This window comes from Peribacillus sp. NPDC058075 (genome assembly GCF_042885195.1).
Classification (GTDB): Bacteria; Bacillota; Bacilli; order Bacillales; family DSM-1321; genus Peribacillus.
Genome location: NZ_JBHVSL010000005.1, coordinates 34250 through 59032 on the forward strand (window position 1 = coordinate 34250; position 24783 = coordinate 59032).

At 40.1% G+C, this 24783-nt stretch carries 25 protein-coding genes; 8 read left to right on the forward strand and 17 right to left on the reverse strand.

Translation table 11 applies throughout. The features are described from left to right. Positions 1–141: 141 nt before the first annotated feature. From ACFVS1_RS23610 to ACFVS1_RS23630, 5 genes are all read right to left on the reverse strand, one after another. Entirely contained in the window at positions 142–1722 is a 1581-nt protein-coding gene (locus tag ACFVS1_RS23610) for a fatty acid--CoA ligase (protein WP_387551163.1), read from the reverse strand. A 133-nt stretch (positions 1723–1855) separates the two neighbouring features. Next, on the reverse strand, positions 1856–3007 hold the full coding sequence (locus ACFVS1_RS23615; RefSeq protein ID WP_387551166.1) for a thiolase family protein: 1152 nt from the start codon (positions 3005–3007) through the stop codon (positions 1856–1858). Between the two features lie 33 nt (positions 3008–3040). After that, positions 3041–4186, reverse strand: a complete 1146-nt coding sequence (locus ACFVS1_RS23620; protein WP_387551169.1) for an acyl-CoA dehydrogenase family protein — start codon at positions 4184–4186, stop codon at positions 3041–3043. Positions 4187–4266: 80 nt separating this feature from the next. Further along, complete coding sequence (locus ACFVS1_RS23625; protein WP_387551172.1) at positions 4267–5034, reverse strand: 3-hydroxyacyl-CoA dehydrogenase; 768 nt, start codon at positions 5032–5034, stop codon at positions 4267–4269. Positions 5035–5107: 73 nt separating this feature from the next. Further along, entirely contained in the window at positions 5108–5503 is a 396-nt protein-coding gene (locus ACFVS1_RS23630; RefSeq protein WP_352926219.1) for a MerR family transcriptional regulator, read from the reverse strand. A gap of 164 nt (positions 5504–5667) precedes the next feature. On the opposite strand from ACFVS1_RS23630, the gene ACFVS1_RS23635 reads away from it, so the two are divergent. The 3 genes from ACFVS1_RS23635 (at position 5668) to ACFVS1_RS23645 (ending at position 7661) form a co-directional block, all read left to right on the forward strand. After that, positions 5668–6093, forward strand: coding sequence for a universal stress protein (locus ACFVS1_RS23635; protein ID WP_241593501.1), 426 nt, complete (start codon positions 5668–5670; stop codon positions 6091–6093). Positions 6094–6246: 153 nt separating this feature from the next. Further along, on the forward strand, positions 6247–7131 hold the full coding sequence (cidR, locus tag ACFVS1_RS23640; protein WP_352926217.1) for a cidABC operon transcriptional activator CidR: 885 nt from the start codon (positions 6247–6249) through the stop codon (positions 7129–7131). Positions 7132–7289: 158 nt separating this feature from the next. Then, positions 7290–7661, forward strand: a complete 372-nt coding sequence (locus ACFVS1_RS23645; RefSeq protein WP_387551177.1) for a hypothetical protein — start codon at positions 7290–7292, stop codon at positions 7659–7661. 64 nt (positions 7662–7725) lie between these two features. Here ACFVS1_RS23645 and ACFVS1_RS23650 read toward each other — a convergent pair whose 3' ends face one another. The 5 genes from ACFVS1_RS23650 to ACFVS1_RS23670 all read right to left on the reverse strand — a co-directional run bounded on the left by ACFVS1_RS23650 (position 7726) and on the right by ACFVS1_RS23670 (position 11811). Further along, the gene (locus tag ACFVS1_RS23650) at positions 7726–8448 is read right to left on the reverse strand and encodes an amino acid ABC transporter ATP-binding protein (RefSeq protein ID WP_241593495.1); all 723 of its coding nucleotides are present in this window, start codon (positions 8446–8448) and stop codon (positions 7726–7728) included. Then, the gene (locus tag ACFVS1_RS23655; RefSeq protein WP_352926213.1) at positions 8445–9101 is read right to left on the reverse strand and encodes an amino acid ABC transporter permease; all 657 of its coding nucleotides are present in this window, start codon (positions 9099–9101) and stop codon (positions 8445–8447) included. Before ACFVS1_RS23655 ends, ACFVS1_RS23650 begins: the two co-directional genes overlap by 4 nt. A 78-nt stretch (positions 9102–9179) precedes the next feature. Then, entirely contained in the window at positions 9180–10001 is an 822-nt protein-coding gene (locus ACFVS1_RS23660; protein ID WP_387551181.1) for a basic amino acid ABC transporter substrate-binding protein, read from the reverse strand. 338 nt (positions 10002–10339) lie between these two features. Next, positions 10340–11359: an AI-2E family transporter gene (locus ACFVS1_RS23665; protein ID WP_352926209.1), complete on the reverse strand. Its 1020-nt coding sequence runs from the start codon at positions 11357–11359 to the stop codon at positions 10340–10342. A 221-nt stretch (positions 11360–11580) separates the two neighbouring features. Continuing rightward, the gene (locus ACFVS1_RS23670; protein WP_048687214.1) at positions 11581–11811 is read right to left on the reverse strand and encodes an excisionase family DNA-binding protein; all 231 of its coding nucleotides are present in this window, start codon (positions 11809–11811) and stop codon (positions 11581–11583) included. Between the two features lie 252 nt (positions 11812–12063). On the opposite strand from ACFVS1_RS23670, the gene ACFVS1_RS23675 reads away from it, so the two are divergent. The 3 genes from ACFVS1_RS23675 to ACFVS1_RS23685 all read left to right on the forward strand — a co-directional run bounded on the left by ACFVS1_RS23675 (position 12064) and on the right by ACFVS1_RS23685 (position 14143). Continuing rightward, the gene (locus tag ACFVS1_RS23675; protein ID WP_387551186.1) at positions 12064–12990 is read left to right on the forward strand and encodes a glycine-rich domain-containing protein; all 927 of its coding nucleotides are present in this window, start codon (positions 12064–12066) and stop codon (positions 12988–12990) included. 314 nt (positions 12991–13304) lie between these two features. Then, a complete protein-coding gene (locus ACFVS1_RS23680) occupies positions 13305–13838 on the forward strand; it encodes a hypothetical protein (protein WP_387551189.1) in 534 nt (177 codons plus the stop codon). 56 nt (positions 13839–13894) lie between these two features. Further along, positions 13895–14143: a hypothetical protein gene (locus ACFVS1_RS23685; RefSeq protein WP_387551192.1), complete on the forward strand. Its 249-nt coding sequence runs from the start codon at positions 13895–13897 to the stop codon at positions 14141–14143. Positions 14144–14252: 109 nt separating this feature from the next. Here the strand turns inward: ACFVS1_RS23685 and ACFVS1_RS23690 are convergent, their stop codons facing one another. The 7 genes from ACFVS1_RS23690 to ACFVS1_RS23720 all read right to left on the reverse strand — a co-directional run bounded on the left by ACFVS1_RS23690 (position 14253) and on the right by ACFVS1_RS23720 (position 22941). After that, positions 14253–18578: a hypothetical protein gene (locus ACFVS1_RS23690; protein ID WP_387551195.1), complete on the reverse strand. Its 4326-nt coding sequence runs from the start codon at positions 18576–18578 to the stop codon at positions 14253–14255. Positions 18579–18744: 166 nt separating this feature from the next. Further along, complete coding sequence (locus tag ACFVS1_RS23695) at positions 18745–19941, reverse strand: MFS transporter (RefSeq protein WP_387551198.1); 1197 nt, start codon at positions 19939–19941, stop codon at positions 18745–18747. A 138-nt stretch (positions 19942–20079) separates the two neighbouring features. Further along, on the reverse strand, positions 20080–20676 hold the full coding sequence (locus tag ACFVS1_RS23700; protein WP_387551201.1) for a GGDEF domain-containing protein: 597 nt from the start codon (positions 20674–20676) through the stop codon (positions 20080–20082). After that, a complete protein-coding gene (locus ACFVS1_RS23705; protein WP_387551203.1) occupies positions 20628–21041 on the reverse strand; it encodes a PAS domain-containing protein in 414 nt (137 codons plus the stop codon). Before ACFVS1_RS23705 ends, ACFVS1_RS23700 begins: the two co-directional genes overlap by 49 nt. Before the next feature lie 241 nt (positions 21042–21282). After that, on the reverse strand, positions 21283–22077 hold the full coding sequence (locus ACFVS1_RS23710; RefSeq protein ID WP_387551206.1) for a DUF4097 family beta strand repeat-containing protein: 795 nt from the start codon (positions 22075–22077) through the stop codon (positions 21283–21285). Beyond that, complete coding sequence (locus ACFVS1_RS23715; protein ID WP_241593478.1) at positions 22070–22624, reverse strand: DUF1700 domain-containing protein; 555 nt, start codon at positions 22622–22624, stop codon at positions 22070–22072. Before ACFVS1_RS23715 ends, ACFVS1_RS23710 begins: the two co-directional genes overlap by 8 nt. Further along, positions 22621–22941, reverse strand: a complete 321-nt coding sequence (locus ACFVS1_RS23720; RefSeq protein ID WP_352926189.1) for a PadR family transcriptional regulator — start codon at positions 22939–22941, stop codon at positions 22621–22623. Before ACFVS1_RS23720 ends, ACFVS1_RS23715 begins: the two co-directional genes overlap by 4 nt. A gap of 226 nt (positions 22942–23167) precedes the next feature. Here ACFVS1_RS23720 and ACFVS1_RS23725 point away from each other — a divergent pair, with 226 nt between their 5' ends. Continuing rightward, positions 23168–24226 carry a DUF2157 domain-containing protein gene (locus ACFVS1_RS23725; RefSeq protein WP_352926188.1) on the forward strand — a complete coding sequence of 353 codons (1059 nt, stop codon included), beginning with the start codon at positions 23168–23170 and terminating at the stop codon, positions 24224–24226. After that, complete coding sequence (locus tag ACFVS1_RS23730) at positions 24219–24755, forward strand: GDYXXLXY domain-containing protein (RefSeq protein WP_387551211.1); 537 nt, start codon at positions 24219–24221, stop codon at positions 24753–24755. The genes ACFVS1_RS23725 and ACFVS1_RS23730 overlap by 8 nt, the downstream gene beginning before the upstream one ends. Positions 24756–24783 lie beyond the last annotated feature (28 nt).

The following is a 24783-nucleotide window of genomic DNA, read 5'->3' on the forward strand; positions in this document are numbered from 1 at the left end:
AATTGGTCCACAGGATTATTATTTATATAATAACTATCTGTTACGGTCTTTATTAAATGTCTCCCCTCCAAGGATTATCGGATTCCAAATGACCTTTCCAACCGTAACTTGTCAGTAATTTTATCGCTATTGACCCCGGCATTAAAGAAGGTTCCCCAAACTTTTTCCATCAGCATTTTCTTCCAACTGTTTACGAAGCATGAATTTTTGTATCTTCCCACTTGCGTTTCGAGGCAGCTCATTACTGAAGATATATCTTCTTGGACGTTTATAGTTCGCCAGTGTTTCACTGTTCTTACACCAGGTTTCTAAGTCAGATTCCGCTAGCGTTGGGTCTTTGGGCACGATGAAAGCCGTTACCATTTCCCCCCAATGTTCATCTGGCTGACCAAGGACTGCACAGTCGAGAACTCCTGGATGCTCATATAAGGTATCTTCCACTTCACGTGGATAAATATTTTCCCCTCCAGAAATGATCATGTCATCCACCCGGTCCTTGACCCACAGATATCCATCCTCATCCAGGAAGCCGATGTCACCGGAATGGTACCAGCCTTTGTAAAGCGCCGTTTCGGTCTCTCTATCCTTTTGAAAGTAACCCTGCATGATACATGGACCCTTTACGAGGATCTCGCCTGTTTCCCCTGGTTCCAGCATATCCTCGGGATCCGATGGCCCTTCGTCATTCGGACGGGCAATGATGATTTCATGATCGTAACACGCCTTGCCGGCAGAACCCGCTTTCCTAATTTGATCATCCTCCAATAGGAGAGTGATGGCGGGACCCATTTCAGTCATTCCATAAGCTTGGATGAACTGGATGCCGAGTTTCTCCTGACAGGCCCTTACAAGTGAGGGGGCCATCGGGGCTGCTCCATAAAGCCCAAGCTTCAAACTCTGGAATTTATACTTCTCCAAGTTTTCCTGAATGAGCATGTTCCACATCGTAGGAGCAGCAAAAAACTTGGTGATCCCCTCGGATTCAATCAGTTCCATGACCTTTTTGGGATTAAACTGATGTAATATGACATTTGCGGCCCCGACCTGTACGCGAGGTAAAAAGGAACAGTGCAATTCAGCACAATGGAACATCGGTGCAGTAATCAAACCGATATCAGAGCGTTCGTACTTCATTGCCTCTATTAAAATCTCTGCTTGTTTGACCATATCTTTATGAAGGTGAATGACCCCTTTGGGACGTCCGGTAGTCCCGCTCGTATACATGATGGCATAGATATCATCCTCGTGAACATCCACTTCTTCTGGCTTTGATGAGATACTGGCCATTTTCTGGCGGTAACCTTTGGCATATCCAGGCACATCATCATCAATATACCAGAAGGCCGTTTCCGAAAATCTTTTTTCAACCGCGGCAACGTTCGCTTCCAATTCGTGTTCGAATAAAATGACCTTTGGAGCAGCGTCTTTCAAGATGAAGGCCAACTCTTCCGGCATTAAACGGAAGTTGATTGGATTAAAGATTGCACCGATTTTTGCACAGGCAAAGAATGCTGTTGCAAGCTCTTCATTGTTGTAAAGGTACGTAGAAACCCTGTCCCCTTTTCGCACCCCTTCCGCTTGAAGGGCCGCCGCCAACCTATTCACCTGCTCATTCCATTGAATGTACGTATAGCGGATATTTCTTCTCACGTCGTAGATAGCTTCTTTAATGGGGAATTCCTGAACCGTCTGATCAAAGATATTTTTAATCGTTACTGACATATCATTTTCCTCCTCAAGTAGGCCCCACCATCAACAGGAAGAGTTCAGGCAAAGCCTGCGATGGTCGGCTTCATCCCTTTTCAGCTTTTACTTTCGTGCGAATTACGAATATTCATACATGGAATGTCCAGATTCAGTCCAATCGTTCAATGATGGTCGCATTTGCCATCCCATGGCCTTCACACATTGTTTGCAGCCCATAACGGCCGCCCGTCCTTTCTAACTCATGGATCAATGACACCATCAATCTGGCCCCGCTGCCGCCAAGAGGATGGCCCAAGGCAATCGCCCCGCCATTTGGATTCAGTTTCCTCGGGTCTGCCCCCGTTTCTTTTAGCCAGGCAATCGGTACAGGAGCGAAAGCCTCATTCACTTCAAAGATGTCGATATCATCAATTGTAAGACCTGCTTTTTCCAAAGCTTTTTGGGTGGCGGGAATCGGCCCCGTAAGCATCAGGGTGGGATCTGACCCGACAACAACCCGGGTATGCACTTTAAAGCGCGGTTTCAATCCAAGCTCTATGGCTTTACTGCGTTCCATCAATAATAATGCTGCAGCACCGTCACTGATTTGACTTGAATTCCCCGCATGGATTAAACCGTCTTCCTGGAAAACCGGTTTCAATCCAGCAAGTACTTCAAGCGTAGTTCCACCCCTTGGGCCTTGATCTTCCGTAACTTCGATATGATTTCCTTCTTTATCATTACCCGATACTGATATCATTTCACGGTTAAAATGTCCTTCTTTTTGGGCACGTATTGCCTTGGCATGGCTCTCCACGGAAAACTGATCACAATCTTCACGTGTTATTCCCCACTTATCGGCAATTCTCTCAGCTGATAATCCTTGGTTGATCACCTCATAAAGGTCCATATACTTTTGGCTTGTTACAGCACCTTGATAATTAGACCCCATGGGAACTCGTGACATGTTTTCCACTCCACCTGCCACTACCACATCCATATCACCCGACAAGATGGCCTGGGAAGCGAAGTGGACTGCCTGCTGACTTGATCCGCATTGACGGTCAATCGTCGTTCCCGGCACTTCAATCGGAAATCCAGCAATCAGTGCAGCAACCCTTGCTATATCACCAGCCTGTTCGCCCGACTGTGAAACACAGCCTAAAATGACATCATCGACAATAGCCGGATCGATGCCCGCCTTTTCAATCAGCTTCTTCAATACTTCCCCTGCCAGATCATCAGGGCGGACGTCTTTCAAGACACCGTTCCTTCTGCCTACTGGCGTGCGAATCCCTTCAACGATAACCACTTCCCGCATATACTCTCTTCCCTTCTCAACCTTTTTTTAAAATTAAAGACCCATATTCTTAGCGATGATCTTCTTCATGATTTCATTTGTCCCGGCATAGATGCTCGCTACCGGAACATCCCGATACCTTCTTGCAATCTTGTATTCTTCCATATATCCATAGCCGCCATGGAGCTGCATGCATTCAATGGATATTTTTCTGGCAGTCTCCGTCAAACGCCATTTTGCCATCGAAACTTCCGTTACAACCTGTTCACCAGCCATATGTTTGGCGATCAATTGATCTAGGAAGGCACGCCCCATTTTGATTTCCGTTGCCATTTCCGCGATTTTGAATTGAGTATTTTGAAACTGACTTACGGATTTTCCGAATGCTTCCCTGCCCTTCACATACTCAATCGTATCGGCCAGCATATCTTCAGATGCTGTTTGAGCACAAATAGCCACCACAAGTCGTTCCTGCTGCAGTTTATCCATTAGGTAATTAAACCCTTTGCCTTCTTCACCAAGCAGGTTTTCCTTTGGAACACGGCAATCCTCGAAGATGAGCTCCGCTGTATCCTGACTGTGCAAACCAAGCTTCTTCAGTTTTCGCCCCCTGGAAAACCCGGGTGTATCCCTTTCGACTACGACTAAGCTAACTCCTTTATGTTTCGGAACGGCATTTGGATCCGTTTTACAGGCAACGATGACCAAATCGGAATGTATGCCATTCGTGATGAATGTCTTTTGGCCATTTACTATGTAATGATCTCCATCCAAAATGGCAGTCGTTTTAATATTGGCCAAATCCGAACCTGTACCAGGCTCTGTCATGGCAATGGCTGTAATGATTTCCCCCGTCGTGCATTTGGGAAGCCAACGCTGTTTCTGCGACTCATTTCCGTAGGCGGAAATATAAGGAACAGTGATGTCACTGTGAAGTCCGAAACCAATGAACCCAGAACCGACTCTTTCCAATTCCTCATTAATTATGACGGCAAATCCCCAATCTCCCCCGGAACCCCCATAATTTTCTTCGAGGTCCGGACATAAAAAACCCTGTTCCCCCATTTTCATCCAAAAAGACCGGGGTATGATCCTCTCTTCTTCCCATCGATCATAGTGGGGAACTGCTTCTTTCTCTAAAAACTTTCGGAATGACCTACGGAAAATCTCATGATCTTCACTTAGGTATGGATGTTTCATCTGTTTTATCTCCTTTCCAATTCTTTGTCGGAGGCTCTTTTCCTGGATTTAGAATGGATTGCCCTGAAGGAATTAACAACTTACCTCGGTGACATTCTAATGGCCCCATCCAGTCTGATGGTTTCCCCATTCAGCATTGGATTCGTTATGATGCTTTCCGTTAGTTTAGCGTACTCTTCTGGATACCCGAGCCTCGATGGGAATGGTACGGTTTTCCCTAATGACGTCCTAGCTTCATCAGGTAACGAATCGAACATCGGAGTATGGAATAGACCCGGTGCAATTGATACGACACGTATCCCTTTGCTGGCTAACTCCCTTGCGATTGGCAAAGTCATACCAACAATCCCTCCCTTGGAGGCACTATATGCGGCTTGTCCGATTTGCCCTTCAAATGCAGCGACCGAAGCTGTATTGATAATGACCCCACGCTCCCCCTCTTGGTTCGGTTCATTTTCGACCATCTTTTCCGCTGCAAGCCGGATTACGTTAAACGTACCGACCAAATTGATTTGAATGACTTTTGAGAACGCTTTCAATTTATGTGTACCTTTTCTGCTTATGACCTTCTCTGCAATTGCAATGCCTGCACAGTTGATGACCGCATTGATGCTCCCGAATTTTTTCATCCCTTCATCCATTGCCACCGATACGCTTTCTTCACTTGTTACATCTGTTTTAATAAACAGAACTGAATCTCCCAATTCCTGAGCCATTTTAGCGCCTTTTTCCTCAGAGAGGTCAAATATGACCGCTTTTCCGCCTTTTTTAATGATGTTTCTTACTGTCGCGGCTCCAAGACCTGAAGCTCCTCCTGTCACAACTGCAATCGTTTCTTGAATTTCCAAATCCTCACCCCATTTGTTTCTAGAATATATATTCATCTTTCACTATCATCAAAACCCATTTTCAAGATTAATTTCACCGCTTGCCTGTTTTATCGTTCACTTTCAAGTCATGAAGGGTTTCGGTAAAGCCTTTAATTACCTGTTCAAAATCCTGCTTCAACCCCTCCAGCTCTTTAATGCGTTCATTTATTTCGTTTAGCTTCTGTCCTGCTGTTTCAATCGTTTTTTCCAATTGCTTTATACCTGTCCTATCCTTATCGAATAAAAGGACGATATCCTTTATTTCCACTAACGAAAATCCATACTTCTTACCGCGCATTATGATTTTGAGCTGTGCATATTCCTTCTTTCCATAAACCCTTTTTCCCGTTTCGGTACGCTTTGGTCTAAGCATACCCAGTTCCTCATAATATCGGAGGGTCCTTGTCGTCAATCCGAATTCTTTTGCTAAATCAGAAATGGTGTACATGTTAAAACCACACTTTGCAAAGGGATTATTTACCTTCATTTTAACATTGACGTTAACGTAAACTTCAATAATTATTCACAAAATTTATAATATATGAAACTGTATGAAAGATTTAAATTGATATACTAAGGATATATTCTTTTAAAGAAGGGAATGATCGCTCCATGCTATGTTCAAAAATATTAGTTGCTTATGATGAATCTGAATTGGCACTAAAATCTTTAGAAAAAGCGATTGAATTAGCGAAGCTGGATCCCGCTATCGAAATCCAGGTGCTTCACGCTGTTACGCTTCCAATCAAGCCAAATATATATGGCAATGCCTTTCAGGAAATTGAAGAATCCATGCTCAAGTATGGCAAGGAAGTAATAAAAAAGGCGGAAGCGCTTTTATCCGAAATCCCGAATGCATCCCAAACATTTGTGGTAGAGGGTTCAGCGATCACGACGTTATTGGAACATGCAAAATCCCAAAATTGTGACCTTATCATCATGGGCAGCCGCGGATTAAGTGGTTTCAAGGAATTCCTAGGCAGCGTGAGCCACTATATCGTTCAACATTCCCCAGTGCCCGTCTTGTTGATCAAATAAAAATTACGGGTTACTAGCCAGCCCTTTCATAAGCTGGGTCCCCCTTAGGGATCCAGCTTATTTATGCAGGAAACTGAACTTATCATGTTTTACAAACACTTCCGTTTACGGGTAAAATGAAACTAATTTTAAACGAGGATAACAGGTGAAGCAATGGATATTAAACATTTGCAATACTTTATAGAGGTTACCAATTTCAATAGCTTCACTCGGGCTGCCGATCATTTATTCATTACCCAGCCGACCATCAGCAAGATGATTAAAAACCTGGAAACCGAGCTAGGCGTTGAGCTTTTTGATCGTTCACGAAAGCAACTGATCTTGACCGATGCAGGCAGGGTCGTCTTAGAGCAGGCAAAATTGATTGATAAGGCCTTTCACAATTTAGAAACGGAAATGGACAATTTATTAGGTTTGAAAAAGGGACATATACGCATCGGGCTTCCGCCAATAATAGACGCTTCTTTCTTCCCCCGGATACTTAGCCGTTTTCACGAGGATTATCCTAATATTACCTTTCAATTAGTAGAGGATGGTTCAAAGAAAATAGAAGAATCCGTTCAAAATGACTTAATTGATATAGGCTTAATAGTCCTGCCAACCAACACCGCACTTTTTCATCATTTTGCTTTTTTGGAAGAAGACATCAACTTGATTGTTCATCCCTCCCATCGGCATGCGTGTGTGGAAGAAATTGATTTGGCCGACCTGGAAAATGAATCTTTCATCTTATTCAATAAAGATTACGTCCTTCGAGATCTCATCACTTCATCCTGTAATGAAGCTGGCTTTTCTCCACATATCGTCACGGAAAGCTCACGCTGGGATTTTATTGAGGAAATGGTTTACTGTAAACTTGGCGTTGCTCTTTTACCTGAAAGTTTATGCCGCCATGATGAGCGCGTTAAGACAATCAAGGTTAAAAATCCCTCCATTAGTTGGAATTTAGGATTTATTTGGAGTAAGGAGCATTACCTTTCATACGCTGCAAAAGAATGGCTGAAATATACGAGGGAAGCGTTATCACATAGGCAGTGAATTATCCAGCTTGATTGATGTAAGCACTATCATAGATTTAGGTTATGCACATGATAACATCTAACCATTTTACAATGGATTAGGGCGGGGTTAGACTAGAATAAGGAAATAGCACGGTACATGCTGATGGATCCATATATTCTAAAAAGGAGATATTCATGATCACTTTATCTAGTGTCGATGAGTTAATGGCAACAGAAGCAGCGCTGGAGAAAATTAAATATTCATACCCCGAACTATTTGATAAACTGCTCCATGTCGTTGCTTTAACACGGGCTCTTCAATTTAAATATCAATTTATGGGCACATTACTCATGGATGAAAACCCTAACGAATATACCCCTGAATTCGTTATGCCCTCCGTTATCGGATTATATATAGAGGAAGTTCAAAAGTTAAAGGATGATCCGAATATCCAGGCATTACTTCAGACCCTCTCCCAAAATAAAAATATTGGATATGCCAAAATCAGCATGCTTGTGCTCGGTAAAAGCCCTGAATCGCTTTTAGGCGCTTCATCCATCAAATGAAGTCCCCTGATATACTCCAAAAAAAAAACCTCCCTTTATGGAAGGTTTTTTTCTTTAGGTGTAATTAAAGCACTTTACTCAAAAAGGCTTTAGTTCTTTCCTGCTGGGGGTTATTGAAAATCTCACTAGGAATATTTTCTTCAATAATATAACCTTCGTCCATGAAAATCACGCGATCTCCCACTTCTTTTGCAAACCCCATCTCATGGGTCACAACTACCATGGTCATTCCTTCCTTAGCCAGCTGCTTCATGACCTCAAGGACTTCGCCGACCATTTCCGGATCTAGAGCGGAAGTCGGCTCGTCGAATAGCATGATTTTCGGTTCCATCGCCAACGCCCTGGCAATTGCGACGCGCTGCTTTTGTCCCCCTGATAATGAATCCGGATAAGCGTTCGCTTTCTCGGCAAGTCCGACTTTCTTAAGCAGTTCCATCCCTCTTTGGGAAGCATGTTCTTTGGATATTTTGCGGACCTTTATAGGCGCAAGCATTATATTCTCAAGAACAGTCTTATGTGGAAATAAGTTAAAATGCTGAAATACCATGCCAACTTCCGTCCGGACTTTATTGATATTGACCTTCTTGTCTGTCGTATCAAGTCCTTCAATGAAAATATGGCCTCCCGTTATCGTTTCAAGTTGATTGATACACCTCAGGAAAGTGGACTTTCCCGATCCAGAAGGACCAATTACCACGACTACTTCGCGAGGGGAAACGATTGCATTGATATTTTTCAATACATCATTTTGGCCAAATGACTTCTTAAGATTCTCCACCTTTATCATTCTGTTTTCAACCTTCTTTCGAGTCTATTTAATACAAAACTTAAAATGAGGGTAAGGAATAGATAGATGAAGGCACACGCCAAGTATGGCTCCCACACTTTAAAGTACTGACTCCCCATCGCTTTCCCCCAATACATCAATTCCGGGGCAGCAATGACACAAAGCAGGGATGAATCCTTCAATAATACGATGAATTCATTTCCTAATGGAGGAATCATCCGTTTGAAAGCTTGGGGCAATATAACATGTATCATTGTTTGGATATGGGTCATTCCCAATGAACGCGACCCTTCCATTTGCCCTTTATCGATGGATTGAATCCCCGCCCGGAAAATTTCGGCAATATATGCGGCTGCATTTAAAGATAAAGCAATGACACCGGCAGTTACTGCATTCGTTTCCCCGGTAAAAAAGGGCACAATTCCAAAATGGATTAAAAAGATTTGAACTAAAAGCGGTGTTCCGCGAAAAACCGTGACATAACAGTAAAATGGAAAGGCAAGCACTTTGTTTCTCATAAGTTTCCCTAAACCGATCAATAACCCCAAAAAAGTACCGATGAGGATGGAGGAAACCGACAGCCCTATTGTAAGCAACGTTCCTTTTAGTAAAAAAGGAGCATATTCAAAAATAATATCCCAGCGAAAACTCATTTTGTTTCCCTCCTATGACCAAAAAAACTGCGTAACTTCACACGTAAAGTTACGCAATCTTTTACTTTCCATTTGTTTTTATTGTTGTGCTTTCAGAGTTTCAATATCTGGATCAGTACCAAACCACTCTTTATAGATTTCTGCATATTTCCCATTTTCATAAATGGCATTCACGGCTTTATCGAACTCCGATTTCAATTCACTGCCTTTTGGGAACATAAGACCATAAAACTCCTCATTGAAGCTTTTGCTATCTTCAACGACTTTCAGTTTTTGATCGGGGTTATTTTTCACATATTCTTCAACAACCGTATTATCAGCTACGACAGCCGCAGCCCCGCCTTTTAGTAATTCCTGAATGGCCAGGTTATTGTTTTCGAATTTTTTGATATCCTTGTGATTCTTTCCAAGGAGTTTCTCTACCGCTTCCTGTCCAGTAGTACCAGTCTGAACGGCAATGACGTTTCCTTTCAATTCATCTCCTGATTTTATATCACTTTTCTCAGGAACGAGAATCTTATTTGTGGATAAGAAATACGGAACAGAGAAGTCATAAGATTGTTTTCTTTCGTCATTCACTGTAATCGCAGATATGGCGACATCCGCTCTCTTACCTTCGATTTCAACGAAAATCGGATCCCAGCCAACACTTTCCACTTTAACTTCATAACCCGCCTCTTTTGCAACGGCATTGATGAAATCAACATCGAATCCTACAATCTTATCTCCTTGGAGATATTCAAATGGAGCATAGTTGGCGTCCGTCACGACTCTGAGTGTTTTCCCATTAGACTCTTCCTCTTTACCAGTTGTCGAGACTTCCTTATCTTTCCCGCATCCTGTCAAGACTAGTAACAAAGAAGCAACCATGGCAAACACTAAAAAAGAAACCTTTTTCAAAATAATCCCCTCTTCTCTCTCGTAAACTCTCTTTTTTTAAAAAAACAGATAAATCTAACTTTAGAGAACTTTCAGTATATTCTTGTAAGAATATTATACGTTTATTTGTTTTTTTATGCAATAAAAAGTCGATAAATAACTTTAGTAAAATAAAATTTTAATCAATTAACTTGGTAAATCAAAAATGCAACTATGCTCTAATAGGGAAAGTTGCACCCTTTCCCCATTTACTCGAATTAATGGATATTATATTGAAAACAGTTAGCGCTACCTTTCAAAAGGTTTAATAGAACAAAAATAAGCAGCGGCCATATTAGTGGTCGCTGCTCAAATGATTATTATGGGACTTCCTTATTCCCCTCTTCAATATCCAACATATCCAACAGGAAGATGAAGATCGGTATTCCGATGATCAATCCCCATATTCCAAGGAAATGCTCGGAAAACAATAAGATGATGAAGGTGAAAAATGTTGGAAGATTTGTTTTTGCCGACATGAATTTCGGATTTAAAATATAGCTTTCAATTGCATGGATCACAACAATCATGATTAATACAGCAATCACTTTGGGCATGCCGCCGATACTATAGGCAATCATGCTAAGCGGGATGAGGGAGATGATGACCCCTGCAACCGGAATCAAACCAAGGAAGAAAATCATGATTCCTAGACCGAGCAACTGAGGGAAGCCAAGAATCCATAAGAAAGTTACAGATAGGACAGCATTCGTGATGGCTATCAAGAACTGGACCTCAATCACCTTTCCGAATGAATTGATGAACTTGACGCCAAAGTGGCTCAAGTTTATAAAGAAAGATTTAAATTTGGCCCGCTTGAATTTAGAAGTGAAACGAATGATTTTATCTTTTTCCAATAAGAAAAATAGACTAAGCAACATGGAAATGAAAATTTGAAATGCCAGTTTACCGAAATCAGATATATAAAGATAGAGTGTATTCATCTGTTTTTGAAGATCGAGCGGCGATTCCAGCTCGTTCATTATATTAATGGCATATTGAATGACCCTGCTATCTGGTGGATGTTGAAAGAAGAAAACGATCTGTGTCACTAATTCCGTGAATTGCAGCGTAATGACCGGTAGATATTTATAAAGTACGATGGCTAAACAAGAAATGACGACTACATATAAAAAGCTTATAACAACCTTGGAGTTGATATGCATCACTTTATTCAGCCGAATCATGATAAATTGCTCCAGCCTTCCCATCAGGAAAGTGAAAACAAATGTAAATAACACGATATTAACCATACTGCCGATGCTTATTAAAAAGAGGACTAACACAATTAATGTAATTAACCTTGAAAAACCTTCGCTTTGCAAATACTCTTTTACCACTTACCTATCTCCTAACTACCATTCTGCCGTGATAATTCCATCTACCTTTCATTTTACACGGAATTGAGGGATTCTACTACAATTACCTTCGATTGACAACAAAATTATTTGAATGATCAGTAAGACCCAGGATGGAGACGCAGTTAAGACCTTTTTCGAAAATTGATCATTAATTTCACAGCCAGTTCTGCATGAAAAAACATCTGCCAAATGGACAGATGCTAATCTTCATCTTTCACATCGATATCTTCGGGGATGGGTTCGTTATAATAATCCGCTAAGTCCTTCTTATATTTCTCCATCTGTTCAAGATGCATATTAAACTGATCTTTAAAAATCAAATGCTGCTCACCATCATGAACGGTGCGAATTTTATTTTGAACGATCAAACTTTCTATATAAGATTCCGGCATCGATAGATATTCCGCAGTCTCTTTTACTGTCAAGTACATGCCTTCACCCCTTTTCCTCTCTAACTATACTAGATATGAGGCATTATTTGAAGCGCTTGATTTTTAACTGACGACCCCTTACATGCCAAAGAAATGACGATACACGATTCAGGGTATTGTCCTGCAACCTCACCAGCTTTATCAATTTCCACCAATGGAACATTTCGGACAAAAAAACTTACAATTACTTCCAATAACTTGTAAGATAATGTTATTGCAATATATCCATATATTAAGAGGAGTGGAAAAAAAATGACCTTCTTTTATATCATTCTTGCGGCGATTTTTGCTGTTTTCCTGGTCAATTTCTTTAAAGGGCTAAGTGAACCTGCAAAATTAGAACGCTATCAAAATGAATTCCGCAAATACCATGGTGAAACTTTAGATCTGCATGCAACGGAAATCGTTTCAGAAGCATTGATAGAAAAGCTTAATACAGCACTGGATTTCAATTATATGGAAAGGGTCAATACTGAATTCCGACTGAAGCATCCACGGGACTCACAGTTAAAGGTCAATCAGGCTTGGCGTGAATTGAAACGCTACTTGATCATGGCTGCTGTATTTGGAAAAGTTGAAATGTTTAATTCAGTTATCGATGAGTTATGGCATATCATGCTGAACTATAGACAGGAATATGATGAGTTTTGCCAGGCTTTCATCGGTAGGACCATTCAACACCACCCTCATTCAGAACCTGTTTTCAAACCCGATGAGCGCACTCTTTTTGACTTTTACTATGTACAGCTATTTACGGTGGACTCCCATTCGATTCAAAAATGGGGCAAATTTTTCAAACATGATAAAGGGCTAACGCTTCTCCGCGATTTTGAAACGTTGGAGCTGGAGCAGTTAAAAGAGAAATATATGCGGAAACCGACAAGTATACAAGCGGAACGGACCTTTGAATCTTTCACTTCCCAATTTAAAGAAAATTGCCCCATGACAGAATTGAATTGGCGGAAAACGTACGACCAGACGGACTACGCAACTCCTGCCTATTTCACTTATACGAGCACCGATGATTTTGACAGCAAATTTAAAGATATTTTCGGAAATGTATCGAACACAGTTTCCTCTGGATCCGGCCATGCCGGTCATGGTGAACATAGCAGCTCCCATGACAGCAGTTCTGATTCCTCATCTAGCTGCTCTTCATGCAGTTCTTGCTCGTCTTGAGCTTTTCGCTTGGAAAAACATTTGAATAAACGCGAAAAAACCACTCAGTATGTTTTCAGAGTGGTTTTTTGTGATTTTGATGATGTCCTCATAATGAATTTCTACTAATTCTTCACAAACTTAATCCTAGAAGTTTTGAAAGACTTCAAAACCAGCTCCATGAAAGTAAGAGTGATTCTACTATGAGTTTGGTTTTTTCAGAAAATAATTCAAAATTGACAAGATATTAACCAAAATTGGAACAATGTCCTCTATTAATTTTTTTAGAATTTAATTTATAGCTTTTAGATTATTAATTAAAAGGAGAAGAAAAAATGAAAAAACGTTTTTTAGCAATTTTAGTAATGATTTTAATGTTTTCCACTATTGCTCCAACATTTAGTTTTGCTGTTGGGAATAAGACAACAGTTAATATTGAAGAAGATGTAGATATGACTGATGAATATTCAACTAATACAGCAGATTCAATGTATAACAATTCATATGAATTTGCTACAGAAGAAACATCCTCAGGAGTGGTAGGAATTCAACCTGCTGGATTTAAAGGATGGGCAATACAAATTGGGATTGATGCACTTAAAGTAGCAGTAAAACAAGGTGGAAGTATCTTGTCTTATGCTCTAAAGTTTTTAGATAAAGATGCTGCTAAATATGTGAAAAGTAATTCATCTAAAATGACAAAAGCATTAGATAAACTTGATAATTGGATTGATGAAGCTGAGGGTGTTACTCAATCAACAATTAAATCACGATTAAATACTTATTTAAAGAATGCTGGGGTACCTTCTAAATATTCTTTACAAATTGCCGATTCTTTTGCTCGGGCAATCACTTGGTTTATAATGTGATTATAAAATTTTAAAAATTATATTTAATTTATCTTTTGTAAGGAGTTACTACTGATATGGATGATAATGAGATACGAAAATTCAGGCCAGTTTTTGTATATGCAAATTTGGAAAGCAAAAAAAAATTAGTGGAAGGTTTAAATGAAGATCGAATAAAATTAATTCAAGAATTAGAAAAATATAAAAATGTTCTTTCTCCATTTTTAATTAATATTTTGCAAACTAATATAGATCAGTGGGAAATAGAAATTCATGATTGGCAAGAGGAAATAAAAAAAATAGAAGCAGAGAAAGAGAGCTTTTAAGTACTCTCGGTTTGTAGACAAAAGGGGTTCGGAATTTATAAATTCCGAACCCCTTTTGTCCAATGTTAAGAGATTGGGCGCCTCTGACGCATTTCCCTTTCCTTCTTCATTAATTCCAGCGATTGAACCAATTCTTGATCCTTTGTTTATTTTTCTCAAGAACCTCCTTCGATGTCCGGTTATCTTTTTGTTTTTTCCATTCAAAGAAAGAGGCAATTCCGATAAGCAGCCCTCCGCCGATGACTAAATACAGCCACCATGGCATCTCGCCCCACATCGAATTGGTGTTACTATAAACATTGAACAAAATGGTGCCAGTTCCAGCGATGAAATAGGATTTATATTTCATCATGAATCCAAAGAGCATGGCCGCCAACGACACCGTACCAATAATGAGCGCATCATATAAGGTATTGCTTGCCATTGCATCAATGATCAAGTCCAAAAACAAGAGAAAGACGATGCCAATCTCAATATATTGCGTGATTTTGCCTTTAACATAGACTTTCCTCAGCAGAATGGTGCTGACGATGAACAGCGGGAGAATATCTGCCTCTTCCTCAAGGACAACAGGTATCGTGATTTGATTGATGATGACCCAATACGGATATAGACTTAACAATATCGCTGCAGCCAAATGGATTTTTCTTTCTATCATTCCTGCTGTCATGCTTCTCATCAGGATGAAATATGTTGGTATTAGAAGGGCTGCGGTAATTTCCAGAATGAAATGTGCAGGCTCCACCGGCAAAACATTCATATTCATGGCCAGTAAAAACAGCAGGCCATATATCCTGTATGCATCGATGGCAATTCCTGTTTCTTCCTTTTTGATTAAACCATCGAAATAGCGCCGGCTTAAAAGCAGCACCACTGACATACAGACGAAAAGGAACAACAATCCCATTACAACCGATAAGCTGTCGGCATACCCGACGATGATTACGAAGGGATACAGACTGACTAGTGCAGCAATATTGCAATAGATTTTCCTTTCTGGCTTTTCCGCTGTCAAGCTTCTCAGGAAAATGAAATAAGCGGTTAACAGCAGCGATACAAAGACTTGAAGTAACTGATGCTTAGTATCATTAAAAACCTCTGCATTCATATCGATCAAAAAGAATAAACCATAAATCCTGAAAGGATCAAAACTGATGATACCTGATTCATTTTTCTTGAGTAATCCGCTGGAATACAGCCTGCTTAACAACAACATTCCTGCCATACAGCCAAAAAGAACTGCCAAACTCGTGACGATTGGGAGTGTATGGGCATAGTCCAAGATATTGATGAACGGGAAAAGGCCGATAATGGCTGCTAGCCCTGAGTAAATGCTTTTTTCTTTCTTAAAGATCGTGAATCTTTCCATTAGGATGAAGTAGCCCGGCAACAGCAGGGAAACAAAAATCCCCAAAATCGCAGAATCTGTATCGCTCATAAACACTTCCAGATTCAGAGTACACAGATATAACAAGCCAAAAATCCGATAATAATCAATGACTCTCTTCGTTCCCTCTTCGTTGAGCAATCCTTTGAAAAGTCGTCTGCTAGCCATGACCATCACACCCATACATACAAGCAATACGATAATCGCCATAACCAGTGGTAATGTATTTACATACATATTATAGAAGATGTACGCCAGGCCTAGAGGAACCACAACATAGTTCCGCCAATTCCTTTGCATGAGCAGATACCAGGCAAACAAGAGCTGTGCAGTCATCACCCCTACCCAGACCAGCTCCCGGTTAAGTGGAAAGTCCCGGATTGCCGTTTCCAAAATGGATAGGCTTATCCCTAAATGAATGAATGGAATAAGGTAATACTCCATGATGCCTTTCCAATTCTTATTGGATAACGCCCACAGAATGGTTATGAGTCCTGCTGTAATCATCATGCATATTGATGTAATGAATACCATTTGCTCCATGTTTACCACAAATAAATGGACCTGTAGGAAAAGGACCGAAAACCCTAGGTACGTAAAAACACATTTTTCCCATTTCACATGCGCCCTTAAAGCACTTAAAATATAAATCAACAGTTGTGCAACATATAGTAACGGTGAGCTTTCCGTATACATAATGACCAAATATCCAACAGGAATCGCCAGTAAATTGGCAAGGTGACTTGCATAAAAGAAATACAGTTTCCCCTTTTTCGAATATTTACCAAGCCATTCTCCTAATAGGAAAAAGATAATAGGGCCGAGCAACACGAACGCAATTTTCAACACCATTGAACCAAAATCAAAAACATCGTAGAGTGAAGCATATAAGTTGGCACTAGTAATCACGACAGGCACCCAGAATATGTGTTTCCGATGGATGTGGACGGACCAGCCGTTTATTGCAGTAGCGACGGCAATCACTCCGCTTGCCTCCAAAGGATTCAGTGAATCGAATGGAATCGATATCAAGGAAAGGAAGGAAAGAATCTGTCCGCTATATGCAAAAACTGGAAATATTTTATGGTATCCTTTTTTAAATGTGTAAGCTGCACCGATGGAAATCAGTGAAACACCCATTAAATAGACGCTGAGCGGGATCTTTGACTGAACCCATTCAAAACTCTCCATCAAATATGGATACAAAGCAACCAAAGCCAGTACGAAAGTGATTGGAAATCCGTATAAGGCATTTTCCTTCATATGCTTTGATTCGTCTTTTATATATGTGATGAAGAAAAGCCCAGAGATCATGGCGAGCGCAGCACTAACTGCAATCCAATCCATTTCGCTGAATTTAATGGTCAGTATCACTAACATGAGCAATGGGGAGATAAGTAAGATACTTTTCTTAAACAGGCTATACCTTGGGTGACGATTATATAAATATATTCCAAGATATTGAATGACCTGAATAACAAAAATCAGATTTAAGATGGTAGAAAAAGAGATTGGCAATGCAAAGAAAAGATATAGTAACGCTAAATCGAAAATAACAACAGCCGGGTACGTGAGGCTTGAACTTCTCGATTGAAGGGAAACATAAGCAAGCTGCGCGGATACTAACATGAGCGCGACGAATATTTGCGCATAGTTCTCCTGGTACACCATCGCGTTACTATATAAGAAAACGATCCCGCTCCCAATCAAACTGGTGAACATGAAGTTCTTGGAAAGCTTAGTTTTTTTGGATTTAGCTAGATATTTCGATAGCATAGTAAAAATGATCGGTACAAGTGCAAATGCAATGATCATGTACTCACTTAAAAACGAGTTATAAACAAGATGGATATATGCATACGTGAAAACGGCGCTAAAAGCCATTTCATAATATTTTTTTTGGAATTTGACCGAAAAAATTAAAAACAAAACAGAAAAGACCATCAACGTTAACGAATACACAAAGTTGCTTGAAAATAACGTCAGGATTACAAAGGCCTCCACGATAATCTTAAACTGGATAAATTGAAAAATGAATGGTTTAAATAACGTTAATGCTTTTTGATTTTTCAATTGCTCAATATTCCATATTAGCATTAAATTAAGAATGCCAATCGCCAAAAACATCCACTCAAAAGTCGGCGTCACAAAAGCCAATCCGAAATAGCAAGTAATGCCAAACGTGAATAGTGAAATGAAAATGAATATTTTCGACTTGAAGTAGTCAGCAATCTTACAATAAATGGCTAAGCAGAGTAATCCCCCAAGAAACCCCAGAAGCCCCCGCCCACCACCATTAAGTGAAAGATACTCTCCAAAAATCCGATAATATGAAGCTGATAAAATCGTAATCGGAACGAATAAACCGGCTAGCGTCAGGAATGCAAAAGAGGTCTGTGTAATTTTCAGCTTCGAAGCGATGAAGGCCATCCCTGCAAAAATGACGGAAATCATTCCAATGAAGAGAACTTTCAGGGCCGCATTCAGATCCCCCCATGAAGTGGTTGCTAAAATCAACCCGCCAAACAGAAGCAATATGACCCCAGTGAGCAGGATGACAGAAATATTCCGTTCCCTGATTTGCTCAGGTGTTTTCTTCGGCTTTTCCGCTTTTACCGGTTTCTCCCGTTTGATGGCCTGCTGTTGAATAACCAGTTTCCTATCAATGATTTCCTTGATAGGTTCAAGGCTTTCCTCGATACCTGATTCAATAGGAGCATACCTGGCCTTCTCATCTTTCATTATCGATTCGTTCAATCCACCGGATTCCTGTAATTCAAATGAAGACTCTTCAATCAGGCTATCTTGAACCCTCTTATCGGCACTTTCACCGATTATCGTTTCATTTCCATGGGTGGATTTCTTTTTTTCTTGCTCTAAACGCTTTTGTTTATGGAGGGCTAATTGGAAATGCCGATTGTATGCCCTGCTAATCCGGATATATTCTGATTTAGGGATGAGCCGCCTTTCCCATAAAACATCCAGCTCTTCTTGGAAAATACGCTTCCTTCTATCTAATGTCATTTCTTCGTTTGAAGAATCATTCATTCCAAGCTTCCCCTTCCTTCAAATAGACCTTCTATCATCTTATGTATATTCCCTTTTCGATAATAACAAAGTTTTTCCATTTTTAAAATATTTAGGATAATGCACCTTGGGTGTTCCTACTGCTCACAAAAAAAAGAATGACTTCCATTGAAGCCATCCAACGTCCCTATATGGATTGTACTTTATCCTCACTCCTGATAATGCATAAATAAACGATCATTGAAATGAAAATCGAGGCGGCTGCCGTAATATAGATGGTCCTATAGCCGAAGAGGAAGCCTATCTGCCCGAACACGATGGCACCTATGCCCACTCCAAGATCGAAAAATGAAAAGTATGTGGCATTCGCCATCGCCTTCCGATTAGGTGCCGTCTTTTCAATCGACCATGCCTGCAGCGCCGGCTGGACAGAACCGAATCCAAATCCATAAAGCACTGCCGCAATGTAAAGGGCCGCTTCACTCGGCATCCATGCAAGCAGGAGCATCCCAGCCATGATGAGTACTGTTGAAGGCACGAATATGGCTCGATGTCCCCTTCTGTCATATAATCGACCCGCGAATAATCTCGTGACCATGAGGGCCATTGCATATACTAAAAAGTACCACTGAATTCCATCTACCCCTTTTTCCGCTGTATATAGGGGAAGGAAGGTTGCAATTCCACCGAATGTAACGGAAATGAAGAAAATGAGCAATGATGGCTGAAGGGCACTCTTTTCATATATATCAAACCTTTTTGCTCTGACAGCCGCGGAAGAATCACTTTCCACTTTTTGATACCGAATAAGTGATGCTGTAACGATGGCAAACAATCCTAATAATGAACAGATCAAGAACAACTCTTGAAACGGAAGGACCGTAACTAGAAAAAGACCTAATGATGGCCCGAATGCCAATGCTAAGTTACCCGATAATCCATAATACCCCATCCCCTCACCACGCCGTTTAGCAGGGATTATATCGGAAGCAATCGTTCCTGAAGCCGTTGAAGAAAATCCCCAGCCGACGCCCTGTACAATCCGCATCATGAATAACAAGCCGATGCTCCCCATAAAACCGAAGGATCCCACTGACAATGCAAAAATGACTAAACCGGCAAGAAAAACCATGCGCCTTCCCTTCGTCTCCAATAATCTGCCGGCAATTGGCCGAACGAGCAAGGCCGAAAAAGTGAAGATTCCAAGGACAGCCCCCACCAGTCGATCGTCACCGCCAAGCTGTTCCACAAACAGCGGGAGGGTCGGCATCGTCATTTGAAACCCCATGAAGATGCACATATTTGCCAAACAGATCATGATGAAATCACGTGTCCAGATCTTATCAGTCCCTCTTACCCGTTCATCCACTAAGGTTTCCCTCATATCCCTTCACCTTCTAATTAAAATAGTCATTGCCAGTTTACTAAAATTGGTTAAAATAAGCGAGCCATTTATTTCGTGTACCTAAATATATATATATAAATAAAAGCCCAGTATGCCACTGGACTCCCCCTATATCTTTCATCTACCCGCCCGAACGAGTTTCTGTTCTTTTCTTCGCCGTTTATCTTGAAACATTTTTTGATCCGCTTCCATGAATACACTATCCATATTCCCTTTGGAATGCGAACGGTAAGCATGCCCAAATGACATGCTGATGTGAGGGCCTTTTTCTAGGGAGTTTTGCAAAAGGAGTTCTTCCTTTAATAATTCACAAAGAGATTCTACTTCTCGCTTGCTTCTATCAATCAGCAGAATGGCAAACTCATCTCCTCCCACTCTCGCTAAAACAGCGATGTCCGAGAAAATCCGTTTCAATAGATTTGCCGCTTCTTTAATCAATTCATCCCCTTTATTATGGCCATACGTATCATTTATATATTTCAGCTCATCTAGATCACATATAATCATGGCAACCGGAGTATCAAAATCCAGATTGGATTTGGCAAACATATTATCAAAAAACTGTCGATTATGGATATTCGTTAATGGGTCATGGGACATTTGATACTCAATATCCTGTATGAATCTCACTCTTTCATCGATATTGCGAATGATTCCTTGAATGGCTACCAATTGCTCTTTTTCATATATGGTGTAGCATATTCCTCGAACCACAAGAAATCCCCCTCGATATTTCTCCAGCGTTGAATGACCGGCTTAGTATAATCAATCCCAACGTATATTTTTTCATTCAGAATTTCAAAGTCATCAGGATGAATCCTTTCGAAAGGGGAGGAAGGGTCATTGTACGCTTCTTCCAAGACGCCTTGACCTAAAAGTGTATTGATGGATGGACTTAGATACCTGAACTTGGAATTTGGGTTTGTTTCGTAGCAGTAAATAATATCCTTAGAACTTTCCACTATATTAAAAACCCTTTTTTGCACTTCGAATCCTTTCTTCTGATAGTCCTTTTCCCTTTTCTTGCGAGTGAAGATCGTACGTTTAAATATATCAAATGACAATTTATTGAATTTCATTCCACAGCCCCCATACTTTGAAGTCATTTTCATTAAAATCTTTTCCTTAGATTTGATGGCGGACTTACACGCATTACTTTTAACATAATTATCCTTAATATATTATAATTCCAAAATATCTAAAAGGAAAAACTTTAAATGTTTTTCCTTATCTCCTTAAGTAAAGAGGGATGCTTCTCGCAATGGCCGCATAATTGAAAAAAGCCGACTCCAATTGAATCGGCTTTTTCATGCTTCGCGACTATTTCGTTATCTCGATTTTCCCATTATTCGTTTCCAATTTCACTAGGTTTTCACCTTTGCCAATGACAGTATCTCCCTCATACTTACCAAGGATATCCACTCTCCCATTGTCAACATGAACATCGAAAGTTGTATTTGTTGGTTCATTCTCCGTTTTGATCATGATTTTACCATTATTACTTTCGAAATCGATCTCCCTATCCAAGTCTTTCGTGACCAATGTGATTTTACCGTTATTCGATGACCCAACCAGTTTTCCCTCCACATTATTAAGCTCTACTTTTCCATTAGCGGATTTCACTTCAACTTTTTCGGTCATTATATCATTTAATTCTACCCGGCCATTTTGAGATTTCACATTTAGATCATCACTTTTCAATCCTGATAGTTGCAATTTCCCATTATCAGATTCGACGACAAAGGATTTATAAGATTCATCAGGCACATACACCTTTAAATGTAAGGATTGAATATGAAAGCCAAAGCTAAAGGTACATCGATCTTTTAATTGTACCGAAAGCTTCTTCCCTACCACATCTGCGGTGAAATCCAACTTGGAAACATCCATCCCTTTTGAAACCAACTCTATCCTTGTCTCCTTATCCTTGGTTGGAACGATCTCTACAGCTGCATTATCCGTGTCGATCCGAATGTCCGTTACGATTTCCGAAATCGTTTTTTTCTCGGTAGTCGTTTCCTTATTCGTCACTTGGGAAAACGTAAACAGACTTCCTATTACTCCGATCAATAACAATACAAGTGCTATGATCGATAATTTTTTTACATTAATCATTTTTCAAACCGCCTTTCACAAGAGAAGCGTTAAATTTTAAATAGCGAATGAATCCTTTAGTTAAAGCACTCGTAGCGACAAACATTCCCATGGCAATGAAAATGCCAATCCCGCATAGTCCCAATGCGAAGAAAAGATCGAATAATTGAAAGTTACCTATCGCAAGGTTAAAAAGAACCCCAAACGGAGCTAGAATGAACGCTATCGCCGAAGCCCATCCTGCAATGACAACTCCGATCAATGCGATAAATGGTCCCAAAACGATCACTAAATTAAAGAATCCCAAACCAATGACTGCCCAAACTGCCCGCATTACATTACTTGCAGAAGTCGTTTGTTCGACCTGACCAAGATGATAGGATGCCATCAGTTCCTTGGAAATCTGTTTAGGATTCCCAAGCGATTTGGAGATTTCCTGCTCTGACTTCCCCTCTTCCATTCCAATTTCGAAGTACTCTTCGTAATCTTGAAGGATATCTTCCCGTTCCTCTAAGGAAAGTCTGGTTAAAGAAGCATTCAATTGTTTTAAAAATTGTTCTTTATTCATCGGTTCACACCTTCCTTGATTAATTGATTGACCCCATTGGAAAATTCATTCCATTCCGTCAACAGCTCTTGAAGGTATCTACGGCCTTTATCGGTTAATGTATAATATTTGCGTGGAGGCCCTTCTGTTGATTCCTGCAAATATGTCGTAAAATACTCTTCCTTCGTCAATCGTCGTAAAAGTGGATATACCGACCCTTCCGATATTTCAATTTGATCGGAAATCTTTTGTACAAGTTCATATCCATAGCGATCCTGTTTATCCAGTAAGACCAGCACACATAGTTCCAGGACACCTTTCTTAAATTGTACATTCATAGCACCATCACTCCTTCCAAGAGTCTTTTAGTATAGTTCAATAAACAGTACTGAACACCGAACAATACATCTTATGTAAATAATTTACCACACGGTATTGTTTATTGCAAGGTACTGTTTTTTTGTCTTACATGCATTTCAATAAGGGTGGAAGAAAATTAACATTATATTCAAAGCTGCATGAGAATACGATGTATAATAGTAAAATGTGGAAGGAGGAGTTACTTTGGCCAACAAAGAAATAACAAAAAAGCAATTCGAGTTTCTTGAACATGAATTTAATTACCTTGAAAAGGAAGGAGTCATCTCCCAGCAAGAGAAAGTGAGGATGTTGGACTCCTATGACGTAAAAGGTAATTTGAGCTTCATCACTATTCTATTATCCATTGGGGCACTTCTTTTAGGTTTAGGCGTATTGACCTTCGTAGCCAGTAACTGGATCTATTTAAGTAAAGCGGTTAAATTCCTGCTTATCATTGCATGCCTCATCGGAGTGAACTTTGCTGGTGTGAAGGTGCAGGTACGCTTTCCAAAAACGTCACGAAGTCTGCATTATGCAGGTATTCTGATCTTTGGTGCAGGGATTTTTCTAATCGAGCAAATGTTTAATATCGGCATAAATTTCAATAGTTCCTTTTTATTATGGGCGATCGGTACGTTATTCATTGGATATTATTTGAAGGATGTCTTCGTTCTCCTTTTTACATCTTTCCTGCTTTTCATTTATATGAACGGAAGTATATTCGTTGATGAAACAGCTTATCCGCTTGCCATTCTTATATTTCTACCGGCTTTATACATTATGTTAAAGAAATTCGATTACCCTAAATATCTGACCTTTTTCATTAACGCTTTAGCCATCAATACAATTGCCTTATTTCTTATGGAATTCGTGCCTAAGCTGGAGTTTGAAAATTCGAATACGATTGTCCTTTCCATTCTGTTTGTGCTGGGAATCGTGCTTGCCTATATTCCGATAAAAGCCAAATTACAAAACATCACCCACATACAAGGGCATATTTTACATGGTATTACTGCACTCTTCCTTACCTTTGATTTTTCAATCTGGTTCCCTTTAGCTTATTTCGTTTTTCTGCTTTATCTCATTCTAAAAGGCAGTTTGACCAGCATCGTGATAATATGTGCACTGATTTTCAGATATTACATCTATTCTTTTGACTTCCTGCCAAAATCACTTACATTCATCATCGGCGGAATCATGCTAATCGGTTTTGGCTTCTTCTTTGAAAATCAACGAAAAAAAGGAGGGAAGCTCAATGAATAATCCATTATTCCGGCCACTTATCGTATTTTCCATTCCAGTCTTGATTCTGTTAGTCTTGGCGATTCCTCCGGTTTGGACAACAATGACAGGAGATGTAATCAAGATCAAAACAGCCCCGGTCGACCCGACTGACTTGTTTAGAGGAAGCTACGTGGCATTGAAATACGAAATTGAATCCGTTAAGCCATCACAGATCGATGACTCGATTAAAACCGAGTTCACTACAAAAAATATGGGTGATTTTAAAAAGGTCTATGTACGTTTAAAACAAAATGAGGATGGACTATACATTGTCGATTACGTAACTAAAGAAAAACCCGGCAAAGGCGTTTACCTAAAAGGGGAGTTGGAAATCCCATATGACCTTCAAAATCCTGAAACCATTCAGATCAGATACGGTCTGGACAATTATTTCGCATCCGAAGAAAAGGCAAAGGAAATGGAGAAAGAAGCATTGGCCAATCCTTCAATCGCCGTCGTAAAGGTCCGTAATGGGAATGTTGTTTTAACGGATATCATCATTGAATGAATGAACCCGGAAATGACTAGCAAAAAGA

Excerpts from the sequence above, each read along its gene's own strand:
- ACFVS1_RS23705 (WP_387551203.1), bottom strand. The coding sequence starts at position 21,041 with ATGAAATTCAATAAATTGTCATTTGATATATTTAAACGTACGATCTTC.
- ACFVS1_RS23670 (WP_048687214.1), bottom strand. The coding sequence starts at position 11,811 with ATGTACTTGACAGTAAAAGAGACTGCGGAATATCTATCGATGCCGGAA.
- ACFVS1_RS23695 (WP_387551198.1), bottom strand. The coding sequence starts at position 19,941 with ATGAGGGAAACCTTAGTGGATGAACGGGTAAGAGGGACTGATAAGATC.
- ACFVS1_RS23715 (WP_241593478.1), bottom strand. The coding sequence starts at position 22,624 with ATGAATAAAGAACAATTTTTAAAACAATTGAATGCTTCTTTAACCAGA.
- ACFVS1_RS23610 (WP_387551163.1), bottom strand. The coding sequence starts at position 1,722 with ATGTCAGTAACGATTAAAAATATCTTTGATCAGACGGTTCAGGAATTC.
- ACFVS1_RS23685 (WP_387551192.1), top strand. The coding sequence starts at position 13,895 with ATGGATGATAATGAGATACGAAAATTCAGGCCAGTTTTTGTATATGCA.
- ACFVS1_RS23615 (WP_387551166.1), bottom strand. The coding sequence starts at position 3,007 with ATGCGGGAAGTGGTTATCGTTGAAGGGATTCGCACGCCAGTAGGCAGA.
- ACFVS1_RS23650 (WP_241593495.1), bottom strand. The coding sequence starts at position 8,448 with ATGATAAAGGTGGAGAATCTTAAGAAGTCATTTGGCCAAAATGATGTA.
- ACFVS1_RS23655 (WP_352926213.1), bottom strand. The coding sequence starts at position 9,101 with ATGAGTTTTCGCTGGGATATTATTTTTGAATATGCTCCTTTTTTACTA.
- ACFVS1_RS23620 (WP_387551169.1), bottom strand. The coding sequence starts at position 4,186 with ATGAAACATCCATACCTAAGTGAAGATCATGAGATTTTCCGTAGGTCA.
- ACFVS1_RS23710 (WP_387551206.1), bottom strand. The coding sequence starts at position 22,077 with ATGATTAATGTAAAAAAATTATCGATCATAGCACTTGTATTGTTATTG.
- ACFVS1_RS23730 (WP_387551211.1), top strand. The coding sequence starts at position 24,219 with ATGAATAATCCATTATTCCGGCCACTTATCGTATTTTCCATTCCAGTC.
- ACFVS1_RS23690 (WP_387551195.1), bottom strand. The coding sequence starts at position 18,578 with ATGAATGATTCTTCAAACGAAGAAATGACATTAGATAGAAGGAAGCGT.
- ACFVS1_RS23720 (WP_352926189.1), bottom strand. The coding sequence starts at position 22,941 with ATGAATGTACAATTTAAGAAAGGTGTCCTGGAACTATGTGTGCTGGTC.
- ACFVS1_RS23635 (WP_241593501.1), top strand. The coding sequence starts at position 5,668 with ATGCTATGTTCAAAAATATTAGTTGCTTATGATGAATCTGAATTGGCA.
- ACFVS1_RS23680 (WP_387551189.1), top strand. The coding sequence starts at position 13,305 with ATGAAAAAACGTTTTTTAGCAATTTTAGTAATGATTTTAATGTTTTCC.
- ACFVS1_RS23630 (WP_352926219.1), bottom strand. The coding sequence starts at position 5,503 with ATGTACACCATTTCTGATTTAGCAAAAGAATTCGGATTGACGACAAGG.
- cidR (WP_352926217.1), top strand. The coding sequence starts at position 6,247 with ATGGATATTAAACATTTGCAATACTTTATAGAGGTTACCAATTTCAAT.
- ACFVS1_RS23675 (WP_387551186.1), top strand. The coding sequence starts at position 12,064 with ATGACCTTCTTTTATATCATTCTTGCGGCGATTTTTGCTGTTTTCCTG.
- ACFVS1_RS23645 (WP_387551177.1), top strand. The coding sequence starts at position 7,290 with ATGATCACTTTATCTAGTGTCGATGAGTTAATGGCAACAGAAGCAGCG.